This window comes from Luteolibacter sp. Populi (assembly GCF_040801775.1).
Classification (GTDB): domain Bacteria; phylum Verrucomicrobiota; class Verrucomicrobiia; order Verrucomicrobiales; family Akkermansiaceae; genus Haloferula.
This window is the reverse complement of the sequence record NZ_CP161812.1, coordinates 694,081-717,522: the sequence shown is the minus strand read 5'-3', so window position 1 is coordinate 717,522 and position 23,442 is coordinate 694,081. Positions and strand designations below refer to the sequence as shown.

The following is a 23,442-nucleotide window of genomic DNA, read 5'->3' as shown; positions in this document are numbered from 1 at the left end:
ATGAACTGTGAGTGTGGATACCTACCTCTGTCCCGGTTGTGACAAGGAAGTGCGAGTGGGCTCGCGCCGGTGTCCTCATTGCAACCCGCCGGCGAAGCGCCGCAAGCGGCAGCAGAGCGCGGCCTCCGGCAGCCGCCGGAGCTGGGAGCAGGACTCCGCGCAAGACGGGCTCGACCTGCCGGGCGAAGACTTCGACTACGACGACTTCGTGGCCCGCGAATTCGGCGGCAAGCCGCACCGCAAGACCGGGATCAAATGGTACTGGTGGGCGACCGCGGTGGCGGTGCTGGGTTTGATCGTCGTCGGTGTCGTCACGCGGGGCGGATGGTAATTCATTGCCCGATTCCCACTTGGCAAAATCCGGGGCTCCCGCTCAACTGCCATAACTATGGCAGAAGTCGCGGTGGAGATCGAGTACCTGCGGAAACGCTACAGCGGCGGCTTCGAGGCGCTGAAGGGCGTTTCCCTGAGCGTGCCGAAGGGCAGCGTGTTCGGCTTGTTAGGCCCGAACGGCGCGGGCAAGAGCACGCTGATCAAGTCGCTGCTGACGATCATCCGGCCGACCGAGTGCCGCGGGACCTTGCTCGGCAGGAAGATCGGCGACCGCAAGACCCTCGCGCAAGTGGGCTACCTGCCGGAGCATGCGAAGTTTCCCGACTATCTGACCGGGCAGGAGGTGATCGGCTACTCCGCGGGGATGGCCGGTGTGGCGCGCGCCACCGCGAAGGAGCGCACCAAGCGTCTGCTGGCATTGGTCGGGATGGCCGAGTGGGGTGACAGGAAGATCGGCACCTACTCAAAGGGCATGAAACAGCGCGTGGGTCTCGCCCAAGCGCTGGTGAATGAACCCGAGGTGGTGTTCCTCGACGAGCCGACCAACGGTGTCGACCCGGAAGGCCGGATCGAGATCCGCAAGATCATCGAGGCGATGAAAGCGGAGGGCCGCACGGTTTTCGTGAACAGCCACCTGCTGGCGGAGGTGGAACAGGTGGCGGACCAGGTGGCGATTCTCTCGAATGGCAATGTGATCCGCTCGGGCTCGGTGGAAGCGCTCACCGGCGCGGGCTTGCAGTATGAACTGCGGACCCAGGGTCCGGTGCCGCTCGACCTGCGGCAGAAGCTTGAGGCTGCGGGCCTGCAAGTGGCGGGCGACCGCCTGCTGATTCCGGCGAAGGATGCGGCGGAGGTGCAAGGAGTGATCGATGCTCTGCGGACGGCGGGCATCGTGATCCGGGAATTGAAGGAATCGCGGCAGTCGCTGGAGGAGCTCTTCCTCTCGGCGGTCAACAGCGCCCGCGAGATGGCGAAAGGAGGTGCGAAGTGAATGCGGTTTTAGCGATTCTGATGGATTCTTTCCGCCTGCTGAAGGCGCGGCGTTTGTTCTGGATCACTTTCGGGATCTCGCTGGTGGTGGCGATCGCCTATGCTTCGATCGGCTTCGACAAGGAGGGCATGACTTTGTTTTTCGGGGCAAAGTCGTTTGAGAATCCGATCCTGCGCGAGGGCCAGCCCGAGGCTGCCGCGTTCTATGTGTTGCTGTTCACGGACGGGATGGTGGGGCTATGGCTCGCCTGGTTCGCCATGGGGCTGGCTTTGATTTCCACCGCCGGGATCTTTCCCGACTTCATCTCGGAGGGATCGATCGGGATCTCGCTGTCGAAACCGATCGGAAGACTGCAGCTATTTTTAACGAAGTTCGCCGGTGGTCTGCTGTTCGTCGCGCTGCAGGTGGGAGTCTTCACCCTGGTGGTGTTCCTGGCGATCGGTTTCCGGATCGACGAGTGGAATTTCACGCTCTTCTGGGCGGTGCCGGTGACGACCTTTGTTTTCGGCCTGCTCTATTCGGTTGCCGTTTGTGTGGGGATCTGGACCCGCTCCACCCTGATCGCGCTTTTGAGCGCGATCCTGATGTGGGTGCTGTCGTGGATTTGTCATTGGACCGAGGAGAAGTTCTATCTCTTCGCCTACACGATTCCCGAGGCGGGATTGAACGTGGATTGGTCCGGTGGAGGAGGGGTGAAGGAGACTACCGGGGAGACGCCAAAGCCAGAGGAGGGAATGGTGAAGGCGCATGCGGTCGCCCGGTCGATCGGCTCGCCGCTTCCGAAGACCCGCGATTGCACCCTTTATCTCAAGCATCTGATCGTGATGAAAGAGCGAGATTCCATGCTGTCCGGGATCTCCATGTGGGACCTGATGACCGGCAGCTTGCCGAACTCGAGGACCCGGGCTGCGGCGAAGAAGGCTGAAGAGCGCCACTCGGCGTGGTATGTCTTCGGCACCTCTGCGGCGTTCGGGGCGGTGATGCTATCGCTTGGAGCGTGGGTCTTTTGTCGGCGGGACTATTGAGAGATGGCTCGCCGCCAGAGGCAGGGACCTTTCTCGGAAAAGGTCCGGCTGATGGCGGCGGCGGTAATCCCATCGGACACGGCGGGGTGAGCGGCCACGCTCCCAGCCGGACCGCTCGGAGAGCGGTCCCTGCCTTGCGCGGGATCTGCCGGGATCATGTGGCGGGCAACTTCGGCAGCTTCGGAGCTTCGATGAAATCGTTGATCGTGATCGCCGCGGGCAGCGGGGAGAATCGGCGGGTGCCGGTGGCGGCGCGCCATGCCGCCCGGATCGCCTGCTTGTTGCCCGGTTTGAAGAGCCCCGCGAATTCGAGGAAGCTGATCTCCTCGTCATGATCCGTGTCGAGGGTCGCCGCGGCTTCGGCACGCTGCTCGCGGGTCTCTTGGGCTGCTTCGTAGGTCGAGAAGTTCGGCAGGGTCCTGGCGGTGATCCATTCCTTGAGATCGAGGCCGGAGCCGCCTTTCGCCCGGGACCAGAATGCATTGATCCGCGCCTCCGGAGTGCCGGGGGGCCACATCGCGGCCACTTCGCTGCGGGTGACGATGCCGTCCGGAATTTCATCCAGCTTCAGGAAGGCCGCGGCCCGGGAGATCCAAGCATCGAGAGTGCGCGCCAACGCGGGGACGCTCTTCGCCGTGATGAATTCCGCAAGCGATACGTCACCGGAGGCATCGGTATCGACCTGTGTGAAGAGCTTCTCCTTGGCCGCCGCCGGGGGCTTCACATAAATCCGGAGCCATTCGGAGGGGGAGAGGTTGCCGCTGGCATCCTCATCGAAGGCGATCAGCAGCGAAGCCTCCGGACCGGACAGCAGCGAACCGCCGATACGGAAGATGGAGACCTCGCCCGTGTCAGGAGTGCTCGTCTCGTCGAACGGATTCACCGAGTCCTCGGTGGACGCCGCGGCGATCACCGTGTCCCCGCTCAGGGCCAAGGCCGAGGCGAAGGATACCTGTGATTTTCCGCCGATGAGATTCTCGCGGGTCCATGCGGTGCCCTCGCGGGCGAAGACATACGCCGCACCGTTGGAGCCGGGATCGCCAGGCTGGCGTTCTCCGGCTCCAACGAGCGCGATGCTGCCGTCGATGGCGACGGCTTGCCCGAAGCGATGGATCGCTGCGGGGTTCTCCGGGGTAAAGCGGGTGATGTGGTACCATGAATCGCCGCTGCGGGCGAAGAGGTGGGCGGCACCTGTGCCATTCGCAGGGATGGGCTCGGGCAGAATCTCCGGCCCCGGGGCACCGATCAGTGCGTAGTTCCCGCTCAGGGACACGGCGGTGCCGAAGCGAAGGTCGGCTGCTCCATTCAAGGTGGCCTGACGGATCCAAGCGGTGCCATCGCGGGTGAAGACATGGGCGATTCCCTGCTGCGATTCTTCTGCCGGAGCGCCGATCAGCACGGTCGCGCCGGCGATGGCCACGGATTTGCCGAATCGAGCGGCTGCACGGGGCAGGCTTTCTTCGAGTGCTGCTTCTTGGGTCCAATGCTCATCGCTGCGAACAAAGACATAGGCGCTGCCTTGTGCCTCTCCGCCGTCCGGGGCGCCGATCACGGCGTTATTGCCATCGAGTGCGACGCTAGCCCCGAAGGAGCCGATGGAAGAGCTGCCGTTGGAATCGAGTTTCTGCTGTAGCAGCCAGTGGCCTCCACTGCGGACGTAGGCATAGGCACTGCCGCCGCCATCGCCTTCACCGGGCGAACCAGCGATCAGGGTATCGCCGCTTACCGCCACTGCGGCACCGAACAGGATCCCGTCTTCCGTTCCGGCCGGACTGAACTTGGCCTGCTGCGCCCAAGTCGTCCCATGCCGGGTGAAGACGTAGGTGGTTCCGCGCTCGGTGCCGGTAGCGGTGGTGTCGGTAGCGGCACCGATCACGCAGGTATCGCCGTCGATATCGACCGAGTAGCCGAAGCGGTTGCGGATGGCATTGTCTCCCATGTTCAAGGTGGCAAGGCGACTCCAACCCGAGCCGTGTCTTTCAAAGACGTCAGCACTGCCGCTGGCCTTTCCCGCTTCGGTGCTAGTGCCGGTCCATCCGGCCAAGGCGTAATTCAAGCTTGCCGCCACCGGAACCGTCTCGCCGGCGACGTCCGTTCCCAAGGGCCCGAGAGTCGCCGACTTGGTCAGGACGTCGCGCTCCCGGTTGAAGAAACAGGCGGCTCCTTTTCGCAGGCCGCCACCGGTGTTCACGGAAATCCTGGCAGCACCGACGACCGCGGCATTCGCGGTGAGAGCGACGGTGCGCCCGAAGCCGTCGGCACCTTGCCAGCCGGAAGTGATCCTGGTTCTCTGGGTCCAGATGCCTTCGGCGAACGTGAAGAAATAGGCCGCTCCCGGACTGGTTTCATCAATCCCTTCGGCCCCGACAAGCAGACCGGAGCCCGACAGGGCGACTGCAACCCCGATGTGTTCGTTGGCCGCGAATGTGAGCGGGATCTGCGCGGTCCATAAATCCCCGGACCGGGTGTAGAGGTAGACGGCACCGTTGGTAGAGCCTCCGGGCGCGATCCGGGCTCCTACGGCGAGATTGTTGCCATCGATGGAAATCGCCCTGCCGAAAAAGGCGGGAGAAGACGTGTCCGGGGGGAGGAATTGTCGCTGGAGTAGCCAGCTATTTCCAAATCGGACGAAGACGTAAACGCCTCCCCTTTGCTTGTCCTTTTCGATCGCCCCCACCGCCGCTGTCGTCCCGCTAAGCGAAAGAACCTCACCGAAGTGATCTCCGCTTTGCCGGCCCTCGGGGCTGAGGGTGGCCTGCTCGACCCAGGAATTTCCCGAGGAAACGAACACGCTCACGCTTCCCGCATCGACGCGGGCGGGGAAGTCGTCGAGCGGTGCGCCGACCAGAATGGTGGTCCCTGAGATTGCGACCGCCCTGCCGAATGCATCTCCGCTTACCCCGGCGCGCGCGGCAAGTTGTGCCCTCAGCAGCCATTTGCTACCCGCGCGGGAAAAGACATAGGCGCGGCCGACGTCGGCTCCCCTCGGCGTGTCGTCGGAATCCGCACCGATCACGGCGGTGATTCCATCCACGGCCACCGAGATTCCGAAACGGTCGCCAGCTTCACCCGAGCCTGTGACTTCGGGGCCCAATTCTTTTTCCAGATTGGTGATCAGCGGATCGATCGTGAGGGGATAGCGCGCACCGCGGTCGTCCACCGCGAGGCGGATGCCGTCCGCGGTGGGGGTCATGCTGGCAAGCAGGTCCTTGCCGTCCGCATCCCACGCTTTCAGGCCGGAGTATCTGAGTTTGGGTTCTCCGTCCGGGGAATGCAGCTCAAGCGTTCCGGGATCGGCCGTCGTTACCGCGTGGGGTCCGGAGAGTTTCACTTCGAGTTGAACCTCATCTCCGGCAGCGGCGGGGCGGTGGCTCAGGGTGAAGCCGTGCTCGATGCCTTCCGGGCGGTTCTCGAACCATTCGGTCACGCCGTCGCGGTGGCGGAGTTCGGCGCGAATCCCGGTGGTGCTCAGCTCGGATGCGGCTCCGCCGTCATCATACTCGAAACCGGCTTGAAGGTCGTCGTGCCCGCCGATGGAGAAGCGCACGCCTTCGTTCGTGTAGCGGGCCGCGATGTCCTGGCCGGGGTGATAGGAGAAGGAAGACACGCCTTCATTTCCGGGCAGAGCCGCTTCGCTTTCGGTCAGGGGCGTGATGTCGCGGCGGGCGGTGTCGAGAGCGGTCCAGAGGCTTTCCTGTTCCGAGGGGGCCAGAGCTTGGAGGGCGGCGGCCCCGCCGGCTGCGGAGCCCGCCGGATGGCTAGGCGAGGGGGCCGGAGCGTGATGCCCGGCTTTCCGGCCCTCCTCAGGGGAGGGGGCGGATTTGAAGAGCCAAAGGCCGCCGCCAAGAACCATCAGGGTGGCGATGCCGAGGCGTCGCGTGCGGTGGAGGGATAGCGGAGGAGTTGGATTCATGGTGGGGGTTTTTGATGGGCAACTGATTTACAATGTAAATTCATTATCACCACGGGATGGAAAGAACTTTTGTGTGAAGATTCCGTGAAAGCGCGGCTTTTCTTGGGACGGTGGCGACTCCGACGGGAGACCCGCATTCTCTTCCCTTAGAAACGCGGCAAGGAGGGCGCCTCGATAAAAGGGCCCAAACCGATGTCGGCAGGCGGATCCTCTTTCCGCGGGGTGGCGGTAGCGGCCCGCCAGGCGACATTCACTTTCTTCGAGGCGGTGCCCTCCTTGAAGAAGAACCCGAATTCGCTGCGGCTGAGCCTGCCGTTTTGATCGAAGTCTTTTTCTCCAAAGGCCGACCGCCGCGAGGCGCGGATCTCCTTCGCGACGGCGTAGGCCGGCAGCGAGGGGAGAATGCGGGCCTTGACCCACTGCGCGAGTGTTAGTCCGGCAGCTCCGCCCATTCGCTTCCAGGTGGCATCGATCGCTTTCGCGCGCGCTCCCGGCTTCCACATCGGGGTGATCTCGGTGCGGGTCATTAGGCCATCCTTGTCGAGGTCGAGCTCGATGAAGGCGGCGGCACGGTCGAGCCAGAGGTTCAGGGTCTTCGTGAGCTTGCGATTGCCGCGGGCGGCCTGGAGCTCTTCACGGGAAATGCTGTTGGAGGCATCGGCATCGACCAATGCGAAGGAGAGTTCCTTCTTCGGTGCCGCGGGATAGACCGCGCGCCATTCCTGAGCGGACAGTGAATTGTCCCCGTTGGTATCGAAGGTTTGCAGGAAAAGCTCGTGCTCCGAACTCAGGATGAAGAACCACGCACTGCCTTGGTTCGGAGTGATGTTACCGACCGGCGAGGTTACGGCGTCTTCATAGGGTGCACCGACCAGCGCAAAGGCCCCGTCAAGTGCGACCGAAAGCCCGAAGCCATTGCCGGTGGTATTGCCGCTCCGCAATTCGAGCCGGTGGCCCCAGACACCGTTCTCCCGCGAAAAGACGTGCGCGGAGCCGGGGAACGCCGGATCGGAGCTGCTGTATTGAGTCTCATCCGCCGGTGCACCGATCAGGGCGAGATCGCCGCTCAGCGCCACGGAAGTGCCGAAGAAACCCGCGCCGGACAAGGGGGGTGCGGCGAGGACTTGGCCGGGGCTCCAGATGCTACCGCTGCGGTGGTAAGTATAGACCCGATTTTGACCGGAAGCGCCGATCAACATGGCATCCCCTTTCAAAGCTAGCGTTGCGCCGAAGAGATCGTGGTCCGACGAGTTCACCCCGGCGAACTGCTGCTCCTGCTGCCACGAGCCATCCTGCTCCACAAACGTGTATGCCTGGCCGAGGCGGACACTTCCGGAGACCCGCGGTGCGCCGACCAACACGCGGTCGCCATCGACGGCCACCGCACTGCCGAAGAGATTCCCGATGCTCCCGTCCCCGGCCTGGAGCACGGCGGTCTGGTGCCAGCCGATCTCGCCGCGATCGAAGATGAAGACCCTGCCTTGTTGGTTGCTCGAGCGATAGGAGATGAAGGGCGCGCCGACAATCACCCTGCTGCCGCGGATCGCTACCGCGGAGCCGTACATGTCGTCCACGTCGCGCCTGCTTGGCAGCAATTTGGCATCGAGTTCCCATGCTTCGCCTTGCTTGCGATAGACGGTGGCACCGTCGTGTGAACCGATCACCGCGGTGGTGCCGGACAGGCTCACCGCAGTGCCGAATTCAAAGATTCGATGGTCTTCATTGTCAAAGGCGGCCTCCGCTTCCCAAGTCCCGTTGATGCGGGTGAGCAAATAAGCGCTGCCCTGGCGGTAATTGTTGATGCCGTCCTCGTCGTAAGGGACGCCGATCAGGCAGCGGTCGCCGTCGATCGCCACGGCGGTGCCGCCATAGTAGTTGTCTCCGCCGTCATTGGGGCGGAGCGTTGCCTGCTGGAGCCAGTCGCCGCCAGTGAACTGATAGACCAGCACGCGTTCCGCTCCGGAGTCGGTATAGTCTGCATAAGAAAACGCGGAGCCCATGCCTGCCAGGAGAGTGTTCCCGTGAAGGGCCAGCGGGAAGCCGAAGCCGTCCTCGGGCGAGGCGTCCGGGCGGCGGATCCTCGGGCCCGCCTCTGCCCAAACGTCGGCCTGACGGGCGAAGCGGATGATTTCCCCGGCCGGTTTGTCGTAGTAGAAGCGCGTGCCGGGAGCAGCGACCAAAGCTTGGTCCCCGTCTAGCAAGACCGCGGATCCGAAGGCCGCGCAGACCTCGACCTCGGGCGTGAGGGCGGCGGGTGCGGACCAGGTGCCGCCGCTGCCGGTGAAGACAAAGGCACTGCCCCGGTAGTCGCGCTCGTCCGGCGCGCCCACCAGCAGCGTGTCTCCCTGCAGGTCCAGAGCCCTGCCGAAGCCCGTGCCGGGGGCCGTTGCCGAGAGCTTGGCCGCTGGCGACCAGGAGCCGCCGCTGCGCGTGAAGACATGCACGGAGCCGGTCTTGGAATTGACCGAGTTCCGATAGGCCGGGGCTGCGACCACGGCCTGATCGCCCTCGATATCCACCGCGAAGCCGCAGCGGTCGCCAGCCGTCGCGCCAGGAGGTGCCAGCTTCGCCGCTTCCACCCATGACGCGCCCTGTCGCTCGAAGATGTAAGCGCTGCCCGCCGTTTGCGGGGAAGATTCCTGGTCGGGCGCGCCGACGATCAGGGTATCGCCAGAAAGCGCGAGCGATCTGCCGAAAGCCCCGTTGAGCGAAGCCGTGGCAGGGCTGAGGATCTGCTGCTGGGTCCAGGTGCTGCCGCTGCGGGTGAAATGGTAGACGCAGCCGCGGTTCGACATGATCCCGCCACCGGCGGCTGCGCCCGGTGCCCCGATATACGCATGGTCTCCCTGAAACGCGATCGCCATGCCGAAGGTATCGACCGCCAAGCGATCACTTGCCGTCAGCCAGGCTTCCTGGGTCCATGTGCCTGCAACGAGACGGAAGACATAGACGCTCCCGGACATGTCACCGCCGGGAATGTCATCGTAGGGAGTTCCGACGAGCGCGGTATCGCCATCGATGGCGATGGCCTCGCCGAATTCGTTGGGCGCGGCACCGAAGCCCGGCACGGGTGGATCCAGCCTTTGTTCCAAGGTGGTGATCAGCGGATCGACCGTGACCGGATAGCTCGCGCCGTGATCGTTGAACGCGATGCTGATGCCGCCTTTTTCGGCGTGCATCGAAGCGGGAAGGGGATTGCCCAGGGCATCGAACACCTTGAGCCCCGAATATCGCAAGCAGGCCGCTCCGTCCGCGGGGCCCAGCAAGAGGTCGCCGCCGTTCCCGGCGGCGGAAGCGGTCAGGCCGTCGAGGCGGAATTCAAGCCGGACGGATTCACCGCTGGCGGGCGGCCGCTGCGCCAGGGTAAAGCCGTGTTCGATGCCCTCCGCGCGGTTATCGAACCATTCAACCGTGCCGTCCTGGTGCCGGTATTCGGCGCGGGTTCCGGCAGTGGAGATCCGCGAGTCCTTGCCGGCAGAGGCATAGCTCATGCCCAGGGTCCAGGGGCTTCCTGAAGAAGGCCGCAGCAAAATCCCGCCGTGCTTGAAGGTGGCCGACAGCCTTTGCGCCGGATGGTGCAAGGAATGGGTAACTCCTTCGTGCTGTTCCGATCGCGCCGCAGGGAATTCCCGGATTCCGCGCCGGGCGGTGTCCAAGGCTTGCCACAAGCCAGCCTGTGCCGGGACCACGGGAGCAGAGGTGGCAGTCGCCAGGGACGTCGCAGGATCGATGGGGCGCGGCCTGTCAGCGCGAGGCATCACCGGCGAAGCTCCCGAGGACGCCGTCCACGGCATGCCGGAACGATCCAGCAGCAGCATGATCGCGCCCGTGAGGAGCAGGGCGGCCAGCCCGATCCGGAGGGGTTTGTGGCTTGGAAGACTTAAGCGAATCATGAGTGGGGGATCAGTCGGTACGAAACGAACACGTGCCGGGAGCGAGGTAGATGAACCCGCCGGGAAATTCCCGTGAAAACTGCCCGGCCGATCTAACACGTTCCGCGAAATCCCGTCTCCCGGGCACCGGCGAAGGGCTCCGCGCGGGAAGCCCGGGTGAAAGAGAGGAAGCGTTGCCGATGCGGGTTTTATGCCGGTGCGAACACCATCGCCGTCCGCGCCGGGGTGTAGATCGATAGCATCCCGTCCGCCGAAACCGGATAGGTCATCGCCGCGTCCACGCGATCCTGCCCGCCGAAGGGCGAGGCATCCGTATCCAGCACCAGCCGGTACTCGCCCCTGCCCGGCACCTTGAACTTGTAGTCCGGAATCGAGCGGTCGACCGAGAGATTGAAGACGAAGATCAGATCGCCCCGCCGCGCGCAGAGCACCTTGTTGACCGGATCGAGATTGAGCAATTCCGCGCGCTCGTTGCCCGGGATGCCGTGTTCCTTGCCGGCCTCGATCATCGCGCGGTCGAAGGCCCCGAGATAGGAGTATTTGAGGGCCGGGTTTTCGGACAGCGACCACTGGCGGCGGCAGTAGTGGTAGGACCAGCCATTGCCCTCGCGCGGGAAGTCGAGCCATTCGGGGTGACCGAATTCGTTGCCCATGAAGTTGAGCCAGCCCTCGCCGCCGAGCGCGAAGGTCAGCAGGCGGATGATCTTATGCAGGGCGATGCCGCGCTCGACGATCGGGTTCGGATCCTCCCTGCCCATGTGCCAGTACATGTTCTGGTCCATCAGCCAGAAGGCCAGGGTCTTGTCGCCCACTAGCGCTTGGTCGTGGCTCTCGGCGTAGGCGATGTTGGCCTCGCCATGGCGGCGGTTGGTCAGGGTTTCCCAGATCTCGCTCACGTTCCATTCCTCGTCGGGCGTGTGCTTGAGGAGCTTGATCCAGAAGTCGGGAATGCCCATCGCCAGGCGGTGGCTGAAGCCTACGCCGCCATCCTGTACCGGCTTGCACAGGCCGGGCATGCCGGACATGTCCTCGGCGATCAGGATCGCGCCGGGCTTGATCTGGCGGGCGAGGGTAGTCGCGAGCTGGAGATAGAGCACCGCGTCCTGGTCGGATTCGCCGCCGAAGTAACTCCAGTAGTCATTGAAGGAGGTGGCCCCGCGGTGCCAGTAGAGCATCGAGGTCACGCCGTCGAAACGGAAGCCGTCGAAACGGAAGTCCTCCAGCCAGTAGCGGACGTTCGAGAGCAGGAACTGCCGGACCTCCGGCCGCCCGTAGTCGAAGACCTTCGAGTCCCACTGCGGGTGATCGCCGCGGGCATCGGAGTGGAAGTAAAGGTTGCCCGAGCCGTCGAGGTCGTTGAGCCCTTCCGCGTAGTTCTTCACCGCGTGCGAGTGCACGATGTCTAACAGCACCGCGATCCCCAGCCCGTGGGCCATATCCACCAGGTATTTCAGATCTTCCGGGGTGCCGAAGCGCGAGGTCGGCGCGAAGAAGGAGGAGACATGGTAGCCGAAGGAGCCGTAGTAGGGATGCTCCTGCACCGCCATGAGCTGGACCACATTGTAGCCCGCCTTGGCGATCCGGGGCAGGGTGGCATTCGCGAATTCGCGGTAGGTGTGGACCCGCCCTTCCTCGCCCGACATGCCGACGTGGGCCTCGTAGATGAAGGGCACCTTCACCGTCGCGGGGTCGAATTCGTGCTTCCACACGTAGGACTCGGCGGGTTCCCAGATCTGGCCGGAAAAGTCATGCGATTGCTCGTCCTGCAGGGTGCGGAAAATGCAGGCGGGAATCCGGTCGCGGCGCGAGCCATCGGCCCCCGTGATGTGGAGCTTCACCTTCTGGCCATGGGCCAGGGAGCCCGGCGGCAGGCGCAGTTGCCAGACGCCGCCGCTCGCCGGAGCCAGCGGATGGCTCTCGCGGTTCCAGCCGTTGAAATCGCCGGTTAGAGACACCGCCTTGGCCTTCGGCAGCCACTCGCGGACGATCCAGCCGCCGTCGGGCTGGCGGTGGATGCCGGTCAGCTTGTGGCCGTTGGCATGGGCTGTCAGGCTGCCGCTGCGGCCTTCGATGTCGGAGACGCTTTGGCGGAACCGGTTCAGACGATGGGCAATGACCTCCTTCTGAGGTTCGAGCCAAGGATCATCGAGGACCAGCCGGGGAGTATCGCTCACCCGGCGACCATGGCCCAAGATGACAGTGGTGCAAAGTGATGAGTGCGTCCCGACCGGCATTCCGCGCCGATCGAGCCTCACGGTCCTTCAAGGTTGGACCGATGATTGGACCGATGATGTATCGCCCATGTGCTCCTTGACGAAGCCTTGGAGGTAGCCGGCCGTGAGCACCGTATTGGTCAGCTGCGGCGCCGCATCGCCCCGCACGTAGAGGACGTTCACCGGGATGGCCACTTGGCCCAGGCGCATCAACTCGGCGTCGATCTCGGGCTTGTCCACGGTCTTGTCGGCCTTCAGGGTCACGATCTGGCGGGCTTGGAAAAGCTTCGCAGTCTCAGCGGTGTAGGCGGCCGCCTTATTCGTCTGGCAGGTGAGACACCAGCGGGCCGTGAAATCGACATAGACCGATTTGCCCTCCTTCAAGAGCGCGTCCTGCCTTTCCTTCGACCACTCCTCCCACTTGATTTCCGGTGCTCCCGCGATTGCCGGGGCCGGGGGAGATGGCTTGGCCAGGATCGCGCCGCCCGCGATGAACAGTGTGGCGAATACACGGCCCAAGGTCCGCGCCTTTGCGGAGCGGTAGGGCAGGACCCAGCGCCCGTAGACCCAGAAGCCCGCGGAGATCACGGTCAGTCCGATCAGCACGTGCAGGCTCTTCTGCCCGGCCAATTGATCGCCGACTTGCTGCAGATAGACCCACGCGAGGAATGCCACGGTTCCGAAAAGCAGGAAGGACATCGCCTGCTTGAAGGACTCCATCCACGCGCCGGGGCGGGGGAGCTTGTCGACCAGCGCGGGGAAGAATGACAGCAGCAGGTAGGGCAGACTCAGGCCGAGTGCCATGAAGGTGAAGCCAAGGACGAATAGCGGCGTCGGGAGCTGCACCGTCGCGCTCAGACCGGTGCCGAGGAAGGGTGCCGAGCAAGGCGTCGCGACGACCGTGGCCAGCACCCCTGAGAAAAAGGTGCCCGCAAGCCCGTTTTTGTTCGCCAGCTTGCCGCCGACCCCGGTGGCCGAACTGCCGATCTCGAAGACGCCGAACATGCTCAGGCCGAAGATCAGCATCACCAGCAGAAGCGAGAGCACCACCCAGGGATTTTGCAATTGCCCGCCCCAGTTCCGGATCCCGCCGGCCAGCAACAGGGCGCAGAGGATCCAGAACGAGACCAGCACCCCGGCGGTGAAGATGAAGCCATGGGTAACCACCTTCTTTCGATCATGTCCCGCCTGCTGGACGAAGCCCATGATCTTGAGCCCGATGACCGGGAAAACGCAGGGCATCAGATTGAGGATCAAGCCGCCGACGAACATCAGGAAGAAGGTCAACAGCAAACCGGGGGCATCGCCTGCGGCACTGCCTGGCGGCGTCGCGGTGGTGGCCACGGTCTTGACGCCGAAGGGGATCTTGCTCAGCAGAAGCCCCTTGGCAGGATCGCCGCTGGTCCAGCCGTTGTCGGACTTGAGAATGCCGGAGACGCTCGCGGGCTTCGGATCGGTATCCGCATTGCGATGCAGGACGAGCTGCCATTGCTTGTCGCCGGTCTTGGTGAACTCCTGCGGCACCGTCGCATCTTCCAAGGCATCGCTGCTGAAGAAATAGACGTTCAGGGGTGCATCGACGGCACCCGCTCCGGCCTTCAGTGAAAGGGTCACCTTGTCACCTGCCTCGGCGGCCTCGACCGTCCAAGTGCCCGGCTGCTTGGGCAGGGCGGCATCGGCGCTGGCGAAGGCGGCTGCGGTCGCTGGATTGGCGGCGGCGGTCGCGGCGACCGGCAGTTCCAAGCTCACCGGGGCGTTGCCCATCACGCACTGCTCTTTGCAGACCAGCCACGAGGCCTTGCCGGAAAGCGTGACCGTTTCGCCGGGCTTGAGCGTTGCGGGCGGGGTGATGGTCTGGAGGAAATAGGTGACATCGCCGTAGCCGTAGAAGGGTGCTCCGGCGGCGGTGCCCAGCAGGGGGACCGGGAACTGGAATTCCCCGGCGGTGAAGCCGGAAGGCAGGGTCCACGAGATCGAAGGAGCAGCGCCGACCGTCCCCGGATTCACGTAGTAGGTATGCCAGTGCGGCGCGTGGGTGATCTTCAAGGCCACGCGGAAGGGCTTGCCGGGAGCGATCGCGGTCACTTCGGCGATGACCTCGGCAGTTGCGGGCTTATCGCTCGCCTTCCCAAAGGCACCCGCACCATCCAGGCCGAGGATCTCGTCCTGCCCGTGCAGGGAAAGCGTGAGCAGAAAAGCGAAGAGGATCCGTAAAATGCGTGCTGGGATGATCATGGAAGCGCGGCGGGCGGTGTCAGGCTAGAGGGGATGGGGCGGGGTATCATCCAAAAAATAAAGCCGGGCCGAACCCGAAGGCCCGCCCGGCTTTGGAGAGAACGTGACGGAATTAGTAGCCGTTGTTGTTGTAGTAGCGGCGGCGATTGTCTTCGTCCTGGGCATTGCCGATGGCGGCCCCGCCGGCAGCACCGACTCCCGCTCCGATCAGGGCACCTTCACCGGCACGGCCGGACTGGTTTCCGATGACGGCACCGGCGACACCACCGAGAACGGCCCCGCCGACAGCTCCGCGCTGGGTATTGGGCCCGACAGGACCGGCGCAACTGCTAAGGAAGCCGCCGGTTACGATGGCAAGGAGTGCAAGGGATTTGTTCATGGTCATAGATCAGGTTGCTGCGGCAGTTTCCGCCAGAACGAGGTTCGTGCAAGGGCGGAATGCATGCCTGCCGGGAAGACGGCAGGCCGCGGGAATTTATTCATCCCGGCAGACCGTCAAGCGCCACCGAGCACTCCTTGACCAAGCGCGGGCCTTGGAAAATGAAGGCTGAATAGATCTGCACCAGACTCGCGCCCGCTTGGATCTTGTCGATCGCGTCTGCCGCGCAGGAGATACCGCCGACGCCGATGATCGGGATCCGCCCGCCGAATTCCCCGGCGAAGGCGCGGATGATTTCGGTGCTGCGGCGGGTGAGGGGACGGCCCGAGAGACCGCCTGCTTCGCCCGCCCGCGGGTGGCCTGCCACCGGCGTTCGGTCGAGCGTGGTATTCGTCGCGATCAGGCCGTCCAAGCCGCCTTCGAGGAAGACACGGGCCAAAGCGCTGACGTGCGGCGGGTCGAGATCGGGTGCGACCTTGAAGAGCAGCGGTACCTGCTTGCCGTGCTCTTTGGCCAGCGAGGCCTGCTCCTTCTTCAAACGTTCCAGCAGGCGGGCGGAGGCTTCCTCGCTCTGGAGATCGCGCAGGCCCGGGGTATTGGGCGAGGAAAGATTGACCGCGATGTAATCCGCCACGGGATAGGCGGCGCGCAGGCAGGCCAGGTAGTCGTCCGCGGCATCCTCATTCGGCGTGTCCTTGTTCTTGCCGATGTTGAAGCCGATCGCGCCGTCGAAAGCCTTGGAGCCACGGACGTTCGCGACCCCGGCATCGATCCCGGGGTTATTGAAGCCCATCCGGTTGATGATCGCTTCATGCTCGACCAGACGGAAGAGCCGCGGCTTCGGGTTGCCGGCCTGCGGACGCGGGGTGATGGTGCCGATCTCGACGAAGCCGAAGCCGAGGCGGCCCAGGGCATCGATGGTGTTGCCTTCCTTGTCGAGCCCCGCGGCGAGGCCCACGCGGTTCGGGAAGCGCAGGCCCATGACCTCGACCGGCGACAGGCATTCGGCTGCCGGGTAAAGGGCGGACAAGGCCCCCGATTGTTCGGCGAGGCGCAGCCCGCGCAGGCTCAGGTGATGGGCCGATTCGGCGTCGAGGCGGAAGAGCAGGCTCTTGGCGAGGGCGTAGGCATCGGGCACGCCGGAAAGCTGAACCGCCGCCGGAAATGCTCCAATCCCGGATCACATCGTTTTTCGCGATGATCAACGAAAATCTATCGATTTACCGGAAAGCGGCGGCAAATGGCAGGCTCCGGAAATGATTTCCAAGATAATCCTCCCCATGGCCGTTCTTACCGTGGCCGCTTGCGACTACTACACGCCGCCGCAGCTTTCCCTGCCCATGACCAAGGGATCGTCGGGTGCCGTTCAGGAGAATTCCCTGGCGCGCCCGACGGTCCGCTTTCCGGCCCGGGTGGCCGTGGCCCGGATCGCCCCTTCCGGCGATGGCTTCCGGCTCGAGGACAGCACCCAGGGCGAGAAGCCGGAACATGCGGCGCAGGTCGCCTCCCTGCCCGGGATCGCCGGGGTCGTGGCGCTCAACCGGCTGACCCTGAAAAGCCAGGTGGAATCCTACCGCGAACTCGATCGGGAGGCGCAGAAGCTCGGTGCGGATATCGTGGCGGTCTATCGCTTCGACAGCTCGGATGAGGTTCAGGACGCCTTCATGCCGTTGAGCGTGGCCACCCTCGGTCTCGCCCCGAATCACACCTACAAGGCCACCACCGTGGCAACCCTGATGGTCCGCGATGCCCGCAGCGGCTACATTTACGGTATCCTGGAAGAGCGGGCCAGCAGCAGCGGCCTGACGGCGGGCATGGACGCTGGCAATGCGACCCAGCGCGCCCGACGCCGCAGCCGCGCGGAGGCGATGGACAAGCTGATGGAAAAGGTCCCCGCCTTCTGGAGCGGCGTGCTGGCGAAGGGCAGGTGATCTCCCGGCAGATCAAACCAGTTCCGCCGCGATCGGATCGACCAGCGGCGACCCCGCCAGCGTCAGCACCAACCTCTCTCCCCGCTGCTCTGCAAGCCCATGCTCTAACAGACGCGACACCCCGGCTTGATCTAACAGATCCAGCGGCACCCCCTCGTCGGTCCGCAACATCAGCGCGATCCTTTCCAGGCGGCGCTGCTCCCCATCCAGCAACTCCGTCTCCACCACCGCGCTGCCGATGCCCGCGATCATGCGGACGTAGGCGGCGGTATCCGCGACGTTCTTCACCCGCTGCGCTGCCACGGTCGACACCGCCGAAGGACCGAGCCCGAGATAGTCCTCGCCGCGCCAGTAGCCGCGGTTGTGGGAAGAACGCTTGCCCGGCTGCGCGTAGTTCGAAGTCTCATAGTGCTCGAAGCCAGCCGCCCGCAGCATCTCGTCCGCCAGCAGGAAGAAGCGTGCATTCACGTCCTCGCTCTCCGCTACCTCCCCGCGCCGCAGGGACTCGAAGAACGCGGTATCCTCCTCGTAAGTCAGGTTGTAGGCCGAGATGTGATCGGGCTTCAGGCCGATGGCCGTCTCAAGCGTCGAACGCCAATCCGCTTCCGACTGCCCGGGAATCGCGAACATCAGATCGATGTTCACTTCGGGAATGCCGGCCTCGCGCAGGGTGCCGACCGCGGCGGCGGCTTCCTCCGCACTGTGCTCGCGGCCGAGCGCCTCCAGCACGTGCGGTGTGAAGGACTGGATGCCGAGCGAAACCCGCGTCACCCCGAGTTCCTTGAACAGCCGCGCCTTCGTGACATCGAAGGTCGCGGGGTTCGCTTCCATGGTCACCTCGTCGAGCCGCGTGAGATCCAGTATCGCGCCAAGGCCGAGGAAGAGCGTCCTCAAATGCGTCGGCGAGAGCATCGAAGGCGTCCCGCCGCCGAGATAGAGCGTGCGGGGCTTCTCCGCCGACTCGCCGATCCGCTTGCAGGCCTCGTCTAACAGAGCCGTGATGAAAGCGCCGATCGAAGTATCGCCCGGCGTGTGCTTGTAAAAGGAGCAGTACGGGCAGATCCGGTGGCAGAAGGGAACGTGGAGATACAGCAGCAAGAGACCCCGCTGTGCACGCGGAACCGGGCGGAGTCAATCCGCCATCCGCGCCGGGCCTCCGGGCAACGAAAAAGCCTGCACCCCCGGAGGCGGTGCAGGCCCTTGAATCCTTAAGGCCCGATCAAGGGGTGGGAGTGATTTGCAGGCGGATGAATTCGATCGGATCCCCGCTGACGGCACCCGGGCTGCGGAAGGTGCGGTAGGTCCACCCGGACAGGGGTTGCAGAACGGGCAGGTCTGCTTGGATCGCCGCGGCATCCGCCCCGATCACTTCCGATACCTCCAAGGTCCAACCGTTCAGGTTATCGCCAGCTTGGATGCGGTAGGTGACACCATCGACCGCCGCAACCTTTTCCGTGAGGCCGGAGAATGTCGCGGTGTTGCGCACCGGCAGTGTCAGCGTTAGCGCCGTCTGACCGCCTACGCTGGCGAGCTTGGATGCCACCTGGGTGTTGCTTTTGCCAGTCATCGGATCTCCCTTCAGCGCGAATTCGACCAGGTTGTTGTCCCCGTCGAAGTCCGGATTGTCGGTTTGGCCATTGTTGCCCGGGGTGAGTCCCGCGCCGCTAGCCCAACTGCTGAACGGACTGCCCGTGCCGGCGGTGTAGGCCAGCTCGATATTATTGCCATTGAGCTGCACGACCCAAGTGCCGGTGCCGCTGAAACCTGCCGATTCCACCACGATCGCGGCGGGATCGAAGCCGGTCGGAGCCGCCGTCGAGCTGGCAATCACGATGACCTTGTTGCTCTCGGTGAAGCCGGTCGGCGAGCCGGAAACGTGGATGGTCAGCGGATTGCCGACGGTGGCGGTGAAGGCCAGCGATGCGGCGCTAAGCGAATCCCAATCTCCGCCCGGCGTGGTCCCGATCCAACTACCGACGCCGACCGCGAAGTCGGAATCCGGCTCGAAGGTGACCGAACTGGTGGAAGTCAAAAGCCCGATCGCCGCGGCGGCACCGGGTGCAACCGTACCATCCACGACGGCCGCCCCGGAGAGCGTCCCGCTGCCCCCCAAGGTGCCCGTAGCGTCCACTTGGATGCTCCCGGAAAGCGAACCGTTCACCAGCAGCGAGCCATCGCTGACCGTGGTCCCGCCCGCGATGGTAGCGTCGCAAGTGGTGTTCAACGAGAGCGTTCCCGCGCCCGATTTCGTCAGGGTTTCGGTGGTGGTCGCAAGGTCGGGTGCAAAGGTCGTGGTGGTGCCCGCCCCGATGTTGAAGACGCGGTTGCCGATCAGGTTGACGACATTCTCGACTGCTCCGGGGTAGGCGCCGTTGCTGAACGTGAAGTTGCCGGTCGTGGTCAGATCCCCCGCCAGATTCAGCACGGCGGGGAACTCCGTGTTGCTGAATTTCACCTGCACGTCACCCCCGCTGGCGGTGATCCCGCCGCTGCCGACGTTCATGGTGGAGAGAGCACTGCCGCCTGCCACGCGGAGAATGGAATCGGCAGAGGTCATGACCACGCTCTCGACGGTGGCGGTGTGCGCGCTCGCGACACCGAGGATGCCGTTGTTGACCGTGCCCGTGCCGGTCACCACCGCAAGGTGGCGCAGGATCAGCTGGGTGGTAGGCACCCCGTTGACCACGACATTGGCATAGGTCTCGAGGCCTGTAACACCGGACAAGGAGTCGGCCGAAGTGCCGAGCGCGCGCACGGTGGCGGTGTTCGCCACCTGATCGGGATTGCCCGTTGCCAGGACGCCGGCACCCATGATGTCGATATTACCGCCCAAGGCGTCCACGTTTGCGGACTTGTTCAGACGCAAGCTACCCCCGCTGATGGTGGTCAGGCCGGTGTTCGTGTTCGGGACCAGATCGAGGTTGGAACCGACTTCCAGCGTGCCGCCCGCAGCCTCCAGTTCACCGGCACCGCTCAGGGTGCCGGTGAGGAATCCTCCGGCATTGAACTTCAGCTTCCCGGCGGTGAGGGCCAGTGGAGTAGTGATGGTGGTGGGAAGCGTGAAACTGACCGTATTCGAACCTGCTTTTTCGAGGGTGCCGTTGCCGGTGAGAGCATTGGTGAAGTCGAAGCTGTCGGGCCGGTTGAGGATCAGCGTTCCCTCATTCTGGATCGCACCGGATATGACCCCCGCGCCCGGCGTCACGCCGTCGCCCAAGCGCAAGGCCCCGGCAGTGATGATCGTGCCGCCGGTGTAGTCGTTCGCCGTGGTGTTCGCCAAGGTCACCATTCCGGTGCCTTTCTTTTCCAAGATCGTCACGCCGCTCAGCTTGCCGCTGCCGGTGAGGGTGTAGTTCTTGGCCGAATTGTCGAAGGTCAGCCCGCTCGGCGTTACCGTGGCCGTCAGGTTCACCGTCTTCTCGGTGCCGCCGCTGGCGGAATCGTCGAAGTTCACCGCATCGGACCCGATGGTGCCTTGGATGTAGCGGGTCGCGGCGTTGCCGGAAGTGGTCAGCCAGTTCGGCGTTCCCACGACGTTGGCACCGGTCGGATCGATGTCCCAGTCATTGCTGACATCGCCGTTCCACTTGACCTGCTCGGTCGAGGTGATGTTCAGGTTGACCCCGAATCCCGTATCGCTCAGCGAGCCGTTGGTGCGTGTTGGCAGCGCCAAAGTCAAACCGCTGAGCGGGGTGCCGCCCAAGGTCGTATACTGGAGCACCGGGAAGGTGCCCGCGGTCAGATTTTTACCGATGATCTTCACCGTCGAGGGACCGTTGAAAACCAGACCGGTGACTGCTACCGGGGGATTCGCCGGATTCGGGTTGAGGCCGAAATCCAATTGCAGGGTCGCTCCGGTGGCGGACCCTACGGTCAGATCGCCGCCGGTGAGCGTGGTATCCGGCAACTTCACCTGGGTGCCGAAGGTGGTGCCATCAGCCACGTTGATCGCACCGCTCCCGAAATGATCCGGGCTGAAGATCAGGCTCCCTTGGTTGATCGTGGTCGCGCCCGTATAGTTATTGAGGCCGGTCAGGAACAGGGTCCCGGGGCCGGTCTTGGTGATGCCGGTGGTCGCGGAGAGTCCGTCGGTCACGGCACCGTTGAAATTGCCGGCCCCGATCGTGAAGGTCGCCGGGTTCGTGGCATGGGAGTTGGTCAAGGTGCCGGCCCCGTTCAAGGTCCCGAGCGATACCGCCAAGCCCTCCGACTGTAGGATGTTCCCGGCCTCGACATTCCATGTGGCGGCAGTGCTGCCGGAATTCGCACCCGCCAGCCGGAGGGTGCGGTTCCCGGTCAGGCCGTTCATTGTGAACGTGCCGGAGTAAGCGCTGTTGTCGCCGGTGAAACGCAGCAAGCCGCCCGCCGCGGTCGCCGTGTTCAGGAAGCTGATCGGTGCGGAACCGGTGAGCCCTCCCGAGAAGACCGGCAAGGTGGTCGGAATCCCGCCACCGCTGACCCGGAGGGTTGTGCTCCCGGCCACGTTGATAGCACCCGTGGCAGCCAGCGGGCCGGTGCTATCCACCAGATAGGAAAGTCCGGATCCGGCATTGAGCGTGATTGCTCCGTTTTGGGTCGTCGACAGTGCCCCCCCCACGCGCATCTCCAGAATGCCCGCGTTGACCGTGACCGGGGCTGCGGAAACCAGCGAAACCCCGGCCACCCCGCTATTTGCCGCTAGCCGGAGGCGTCCGGAACTCACGATCAGATTCAGACTGGCCTGCAGGTTCATCACCTGGCTGCCACCACCTTGGATAACGAAGAGATTGTTGCCGCTGTTGAAAGTTCCGTTGCTGATCACGTAGCCCGAAGAAATCGTGATGTAACCGCCGCCGGTGGTCGTCACCGTCTTGCCGCCAAGGTTGAAGGTGGCCGCGGGAATCAGCGATTGGAAGGCGAGGTCCTCGTTGTTGTTGAAGGCGATCGAATTGGCCACCGTGCTAGCGTTGCCGATGGTCCAGGTCTGGTCCGCGCCGATCAGGATCTTGGACTGCGCGAGGAAGGCCTGCGTCGCGTTGGTCATGTCGACGCCTCCCGCTCCAATGGTCAGCGTGTTCGCTGAGAGTGGATTTTGGAAGCCGACGAAGCGGGTCGTTTGGTTGCGCGTGCCGCCGACGTTGGTGACCTTGATCCCTTGGACCGACATGTCCCCACCCAGCGGCGAAAGCGAACCCGCGCCAGAGGCGGTGTCGACGAAGGTGGCGTCCCATAACATCACATCGTTGACGCCGGGAGGGCCGCCGTTCCACGAACCGGGGAGGTTGAGGGCGACGTTATTGAAGAGCTTCGGAATTTCCGCGCCGGTGGCGACGGCTTGAAGGCACAGGAGTAAGGAATAGCTGTAGCGGGAGTACAATGGGGTTTTCATGGACAATTCGGGTTTCGACGGGGGAGGGAGGAAAAATTGGGTTTTTTCCCTTCCCGTCTCTTGCATGCAAATCCTTTGGCTCCCGGATGTAAAGCTGCGATTTGTATGACAGGCCTTGGAATCAGTCCGAATCCCGAAAATAGCGCAGCGCCCGATAGAATTATCGTATCGATACCCTGCTCCCGCGCTGTTCTATCCCGCCCTCCGGATTACTCTCCACGCCAGCGGGACAGGCGCTCCGCAAGCCGCTCCAGCCTCGCGCCGTCCTTGATCAGGGGCGGGAAGTCCTTCAGCAACTCGTCAAGGGTCGGCACCGCCCCCCAAGCGGTGATCCGGAACGCCTCGGTGGCCCGGGCCGTGGGCAGCTCAAGCTCGCGGTTCTTGCGGTCAAAACGTTCGCGCAGCGCGGCGCTCCATTCGTCCAGCGACTCCGGCGCGGCGAGGTCGTGGCGTCCTACCCACGGCAGCCATTCCCGCACCTGCGATTGGTGGCACCAAGAGAGCCGCGCGATCACATCGAAGGCATCCTCCACATCCACCGCCAGGTCGCAGGCATTCGCGCCGGACATGTACCAGTCGTGGACATTCAGGATTACCGGCACCTTGCACGGCGCGGAGCTCGTTTCATCCGCGGGATACTCCGGCGTGAAGGCGTGAGGCACATTGATCATGTACGCCAGCTGGCGTATGGCTTCCGCCACTGTCTGGTGATCGTTGTGAATCCCCGTCAGCGGATCGGCCGCCAGCGGCGGACAGAAGAGATAGTCCGGCTCGAAATCGCGGATCGCCTTCCACAGCGCCGCGCGGAATTCCACCGTGGCCTGCAGGCAAGCCTCGCGCGGCATCTCGCCATCACGCAGCCGCAGCGGCTGGAATTCGTAGCCGCCCAGACGCGCCGATTCCTCCTGCTCCGCCAGCCGGATCCGCCCGGTCTCCTCCCGCGTCCGGAAGTGATGGCCGGCCCGTCCGTCCGTGCACACCACCACCCGTCCACGAAAGTCATCTCCGCCACGCCGCCATAACTCGAAGGTCCCCGCTGCCGTGAACTCGTAGTCGTCGTAATGCGCATGGACAAACATCGCCTTCATCGCCCCGACGCTGGTCCGCCGGGAGATCCCCGTCGATGACCAATGCCCAAGGAGAGGCGACACCCGCGACCCG

At 64.2% G+C, this 23,442-nt stretch carries 13 protein-coding genes; 4 read left to right on the top strand and 9 right to left on the bottom strand.

All coding sequences use genetic code 11. The features are described 5' to 3' along the window. Positions 1–13: 13 nt before the first annotated feature. The 3 genes from ABWK72_RS02815 to ABWK72_RS02805 are packed head-to-tail and all read left to right on the top strand — an operon-like array spanning position 14 to position 2,349. On the top strand, positions 14–331 hold the full coding sequence (locus ABWK72_RS02815) for a hypothetical protein (RefSeq protein ID WP_367873263.1): 318 nt from the start codon (positions 14–16) through the stop codon (positions 329–331). Between the two features lie 57 nt (positions 332–388). Continuing rightward, complete coding sequence (locus ABWK72_RS02810; RefSeq protein ID WP_367873262.1) at positions 389–1,324, top strand: ABC transporter ATP-binding protein; 936 nt, start codon at positions 389–391, stop codon at positions 1,322–1,324. Between the two features lie 20 nt (positions 1,325–1,344). Further along, complete coding sequence (locus ABWK72_RS02805; protein ID WP_367873261.1) at positions 1,345–2,349, top strand: ABC transporter permease; 1,005 nt, start codon at positions 1,345–1,347, stop codon at positions 2,347–2,349. A 154-nt stretch (positions 2,350–2,503) separates the two neighbouring features. On the opposite strand, the gene ABWK72_RS02800 is transcribed toward ABWK72_RS02805, so the two are convergent. The 6 genes from ABWK72_RS02800 to ABWK72_RS02775 all read right to left on the bottom strand — a co-directional run bounded on the left by ABWK72_RS02800 (position 2,504) and on the right by ABWK72_RS02775 (position 16,120). After that, complete coding sequence (locus ABWK72_RS02800; protein WP_367873260.1) at positions 2,504–6,262, bottom strand: hypothetical protein; 3,759 nt, start codon at positions 6,260–6,262, stop codon at positions 2,504–2,506. Between the two features lie 146 nt (positions 6,263–6,408). After that, positions 6,409–9,753, bottom strand: a complete 3,345-nt coding sequence (locus ABWK72_RS02795) for a hypothetical protein (protein WP_367873259.1) — start codon at positions 9,751–9,753, stop codon at positions 6,409–6,411. A 590-nt stretch (positions 9,754–10,343) separates the two neighbouring features. After that, complete coding sequence (locus ABWK72_RS02790; RefSeq protein WP_367873258.1) at positions 10,344–12,329, bottom strand: alpha-amylase family glycosyl hydrolase; 1,986 nt, start codon at positions 12,327–12,329, stop codon at positions 10,344–10,346. An 87-nt stretch (positions 12,330–12,416) separates the two neighbouring features. Continuing rightward, entirely contained in the window at positions 12,417–14,603 is a 2,187-nt protein-coding gene (locus ABWK72_RS02785) for a protein-disulfide reductase DsbD family protein (protein ID WP_367873257.1), read from the bottom strand. Positions 14,604–14,715: 112 nt separating this feature from the next. Next, complete coding sequence (locus ABWK72_RS02780; protein WP_367873256.1) at positions 14,716–14,982, bottom strand: glycine zipper domain-containing protein; 267 nt, start codon at positions 14,980–14,982, stop codon at positions 14,716–14,718. Positions 14,983–15,082: 100 nt separating this feature from the next. Then, positions 15,083–16,120 (bottom strand): quinone-dependent dihydroorotate dehydrogenase, encoded by a 1,038-nt coding sequence (locus ABWK72_RS02775; protein WP_367873254.1) that lies wholly within the window; start codon positions 16,118–16,120, stop codon positions 15,083–15,085. Between the two features lie 142 nt (positions 16,121–16,262). Between ABWK72_RS02775 and ABWK72_RS02770 the strand changes: the two genes are divergently transcribed. Continuing rightward, the gene (locus tag ABWK72_RS02770; protein ID WP_367873253.1) at positions 16,263–16,913 is read left to right on the top strand and encodes a hypothetical protein; all 651 of its coding nucleotides are present in this window, start codon (positions 16,263–16,265) and stop codon (positions 16,911–16,913) included. Positions 16,914–16,925: 12 nt separating this feature from the next. Here ABWK72_RS02770 and hemW read toward each other — a convergent pair whose 3' ends face one another. The 3 genes from hemW to ABWK72_RS02755 form a co-directional block, all read right to left on the bottom strand. Then, entirely contained in the window at positions 16,926–18,011 is a 1,086-nt protein-coding gene (gene hemW / locus ABWK72_RS02765; RefSeq protein WP_367873252.1) for a radical SAM family heme chaperone HemW, read from the bottom strand. Positions 18,012–18,132: 121 nt separating this feature from the next. Continuing rightward, on the bottom strand, positions 18,133–22,281 hold the full coding sequence (locus ABWK72_RS02760) for a beta strand repeat-containing protein (protein ID WP_367873251.1): 4,149 nt from the start codon (positions 22,279–22,281) through the stop codon (positions 18,133–18,135). A 209-nt stretch (positions 22,282–22,490) separates the two neighbouring features. Beyond that, the gene (locus ABWK72_RS02755; protein WP_367873250.1) at positions 22,491–23,432 is read right to left on the bottom strand and encodes a PIG-L deacetylase family protein; all 942 of its coding nucleotides are present in this window, start codon (positions 23,430–23,432) and stop codon (positions 22,491–22,493) included. Positions 23,433–23,442: the final 10 nt, after the last annotated feature.

Coding starts and splice junctions, on each gene's coding strand:
- ABWK72_RS02780 (WP_367873256.1), bottom strand. CDS start 14,982: ATGAACAAATCCCTTGCACTCCTTGCCATCGTAACCGGCGGCTTCCTT.
- ABWK72_RS02805 (WP_367873261.1), top strand. CDS start 1,345: ATGGATTCTTTCCGCCTGCTGAAGGCGCGGCGTTTGTTCTGGATCACT.
- ABWK72_RS02770 (WP_367873253.1), top strand. CDS start 16,263: ATGGCCGTTCTTACCGTGGCCGCTTGCGACTACTACACGCCGCCGCAG.
- ABWK72_RS02760 (WP_367873251.1), bottom strand. CDS start 22,281: ATGAAAACCCCATTGTACTCCCGCTACAGCTATTCCTTACTCCTGTGC.
- ABWK72_RS02795 (WP_367873259.1), bottom strand. CDS start 9,753: ATGAGCTATGCCTCTGCCGGCAAGGACTCGCGGATCTCCACTGCCGGA.
- ABWK72_RS02800 (WP_367873260.1), bottom strand. CDS start 6,262: ATGAATCCAACTCCTCCGCTATCCCTCCACCGCACGCGACGCCTCGGC.
- ABWK72_RS02810 (WP_367873262.1), top strand. CDS start 389: ATGGCAGAAGTCGCGGTGGAGATCGAGTACCTGCGGAAACGCTACAGC.
- ABWK72_RS02785 (WP_367873257.1), bottom strand. CDS start 14,603: ATGATCATCCCAGCACGCATTTTACGGATCCTCTTCGCTTTTCTGCTC.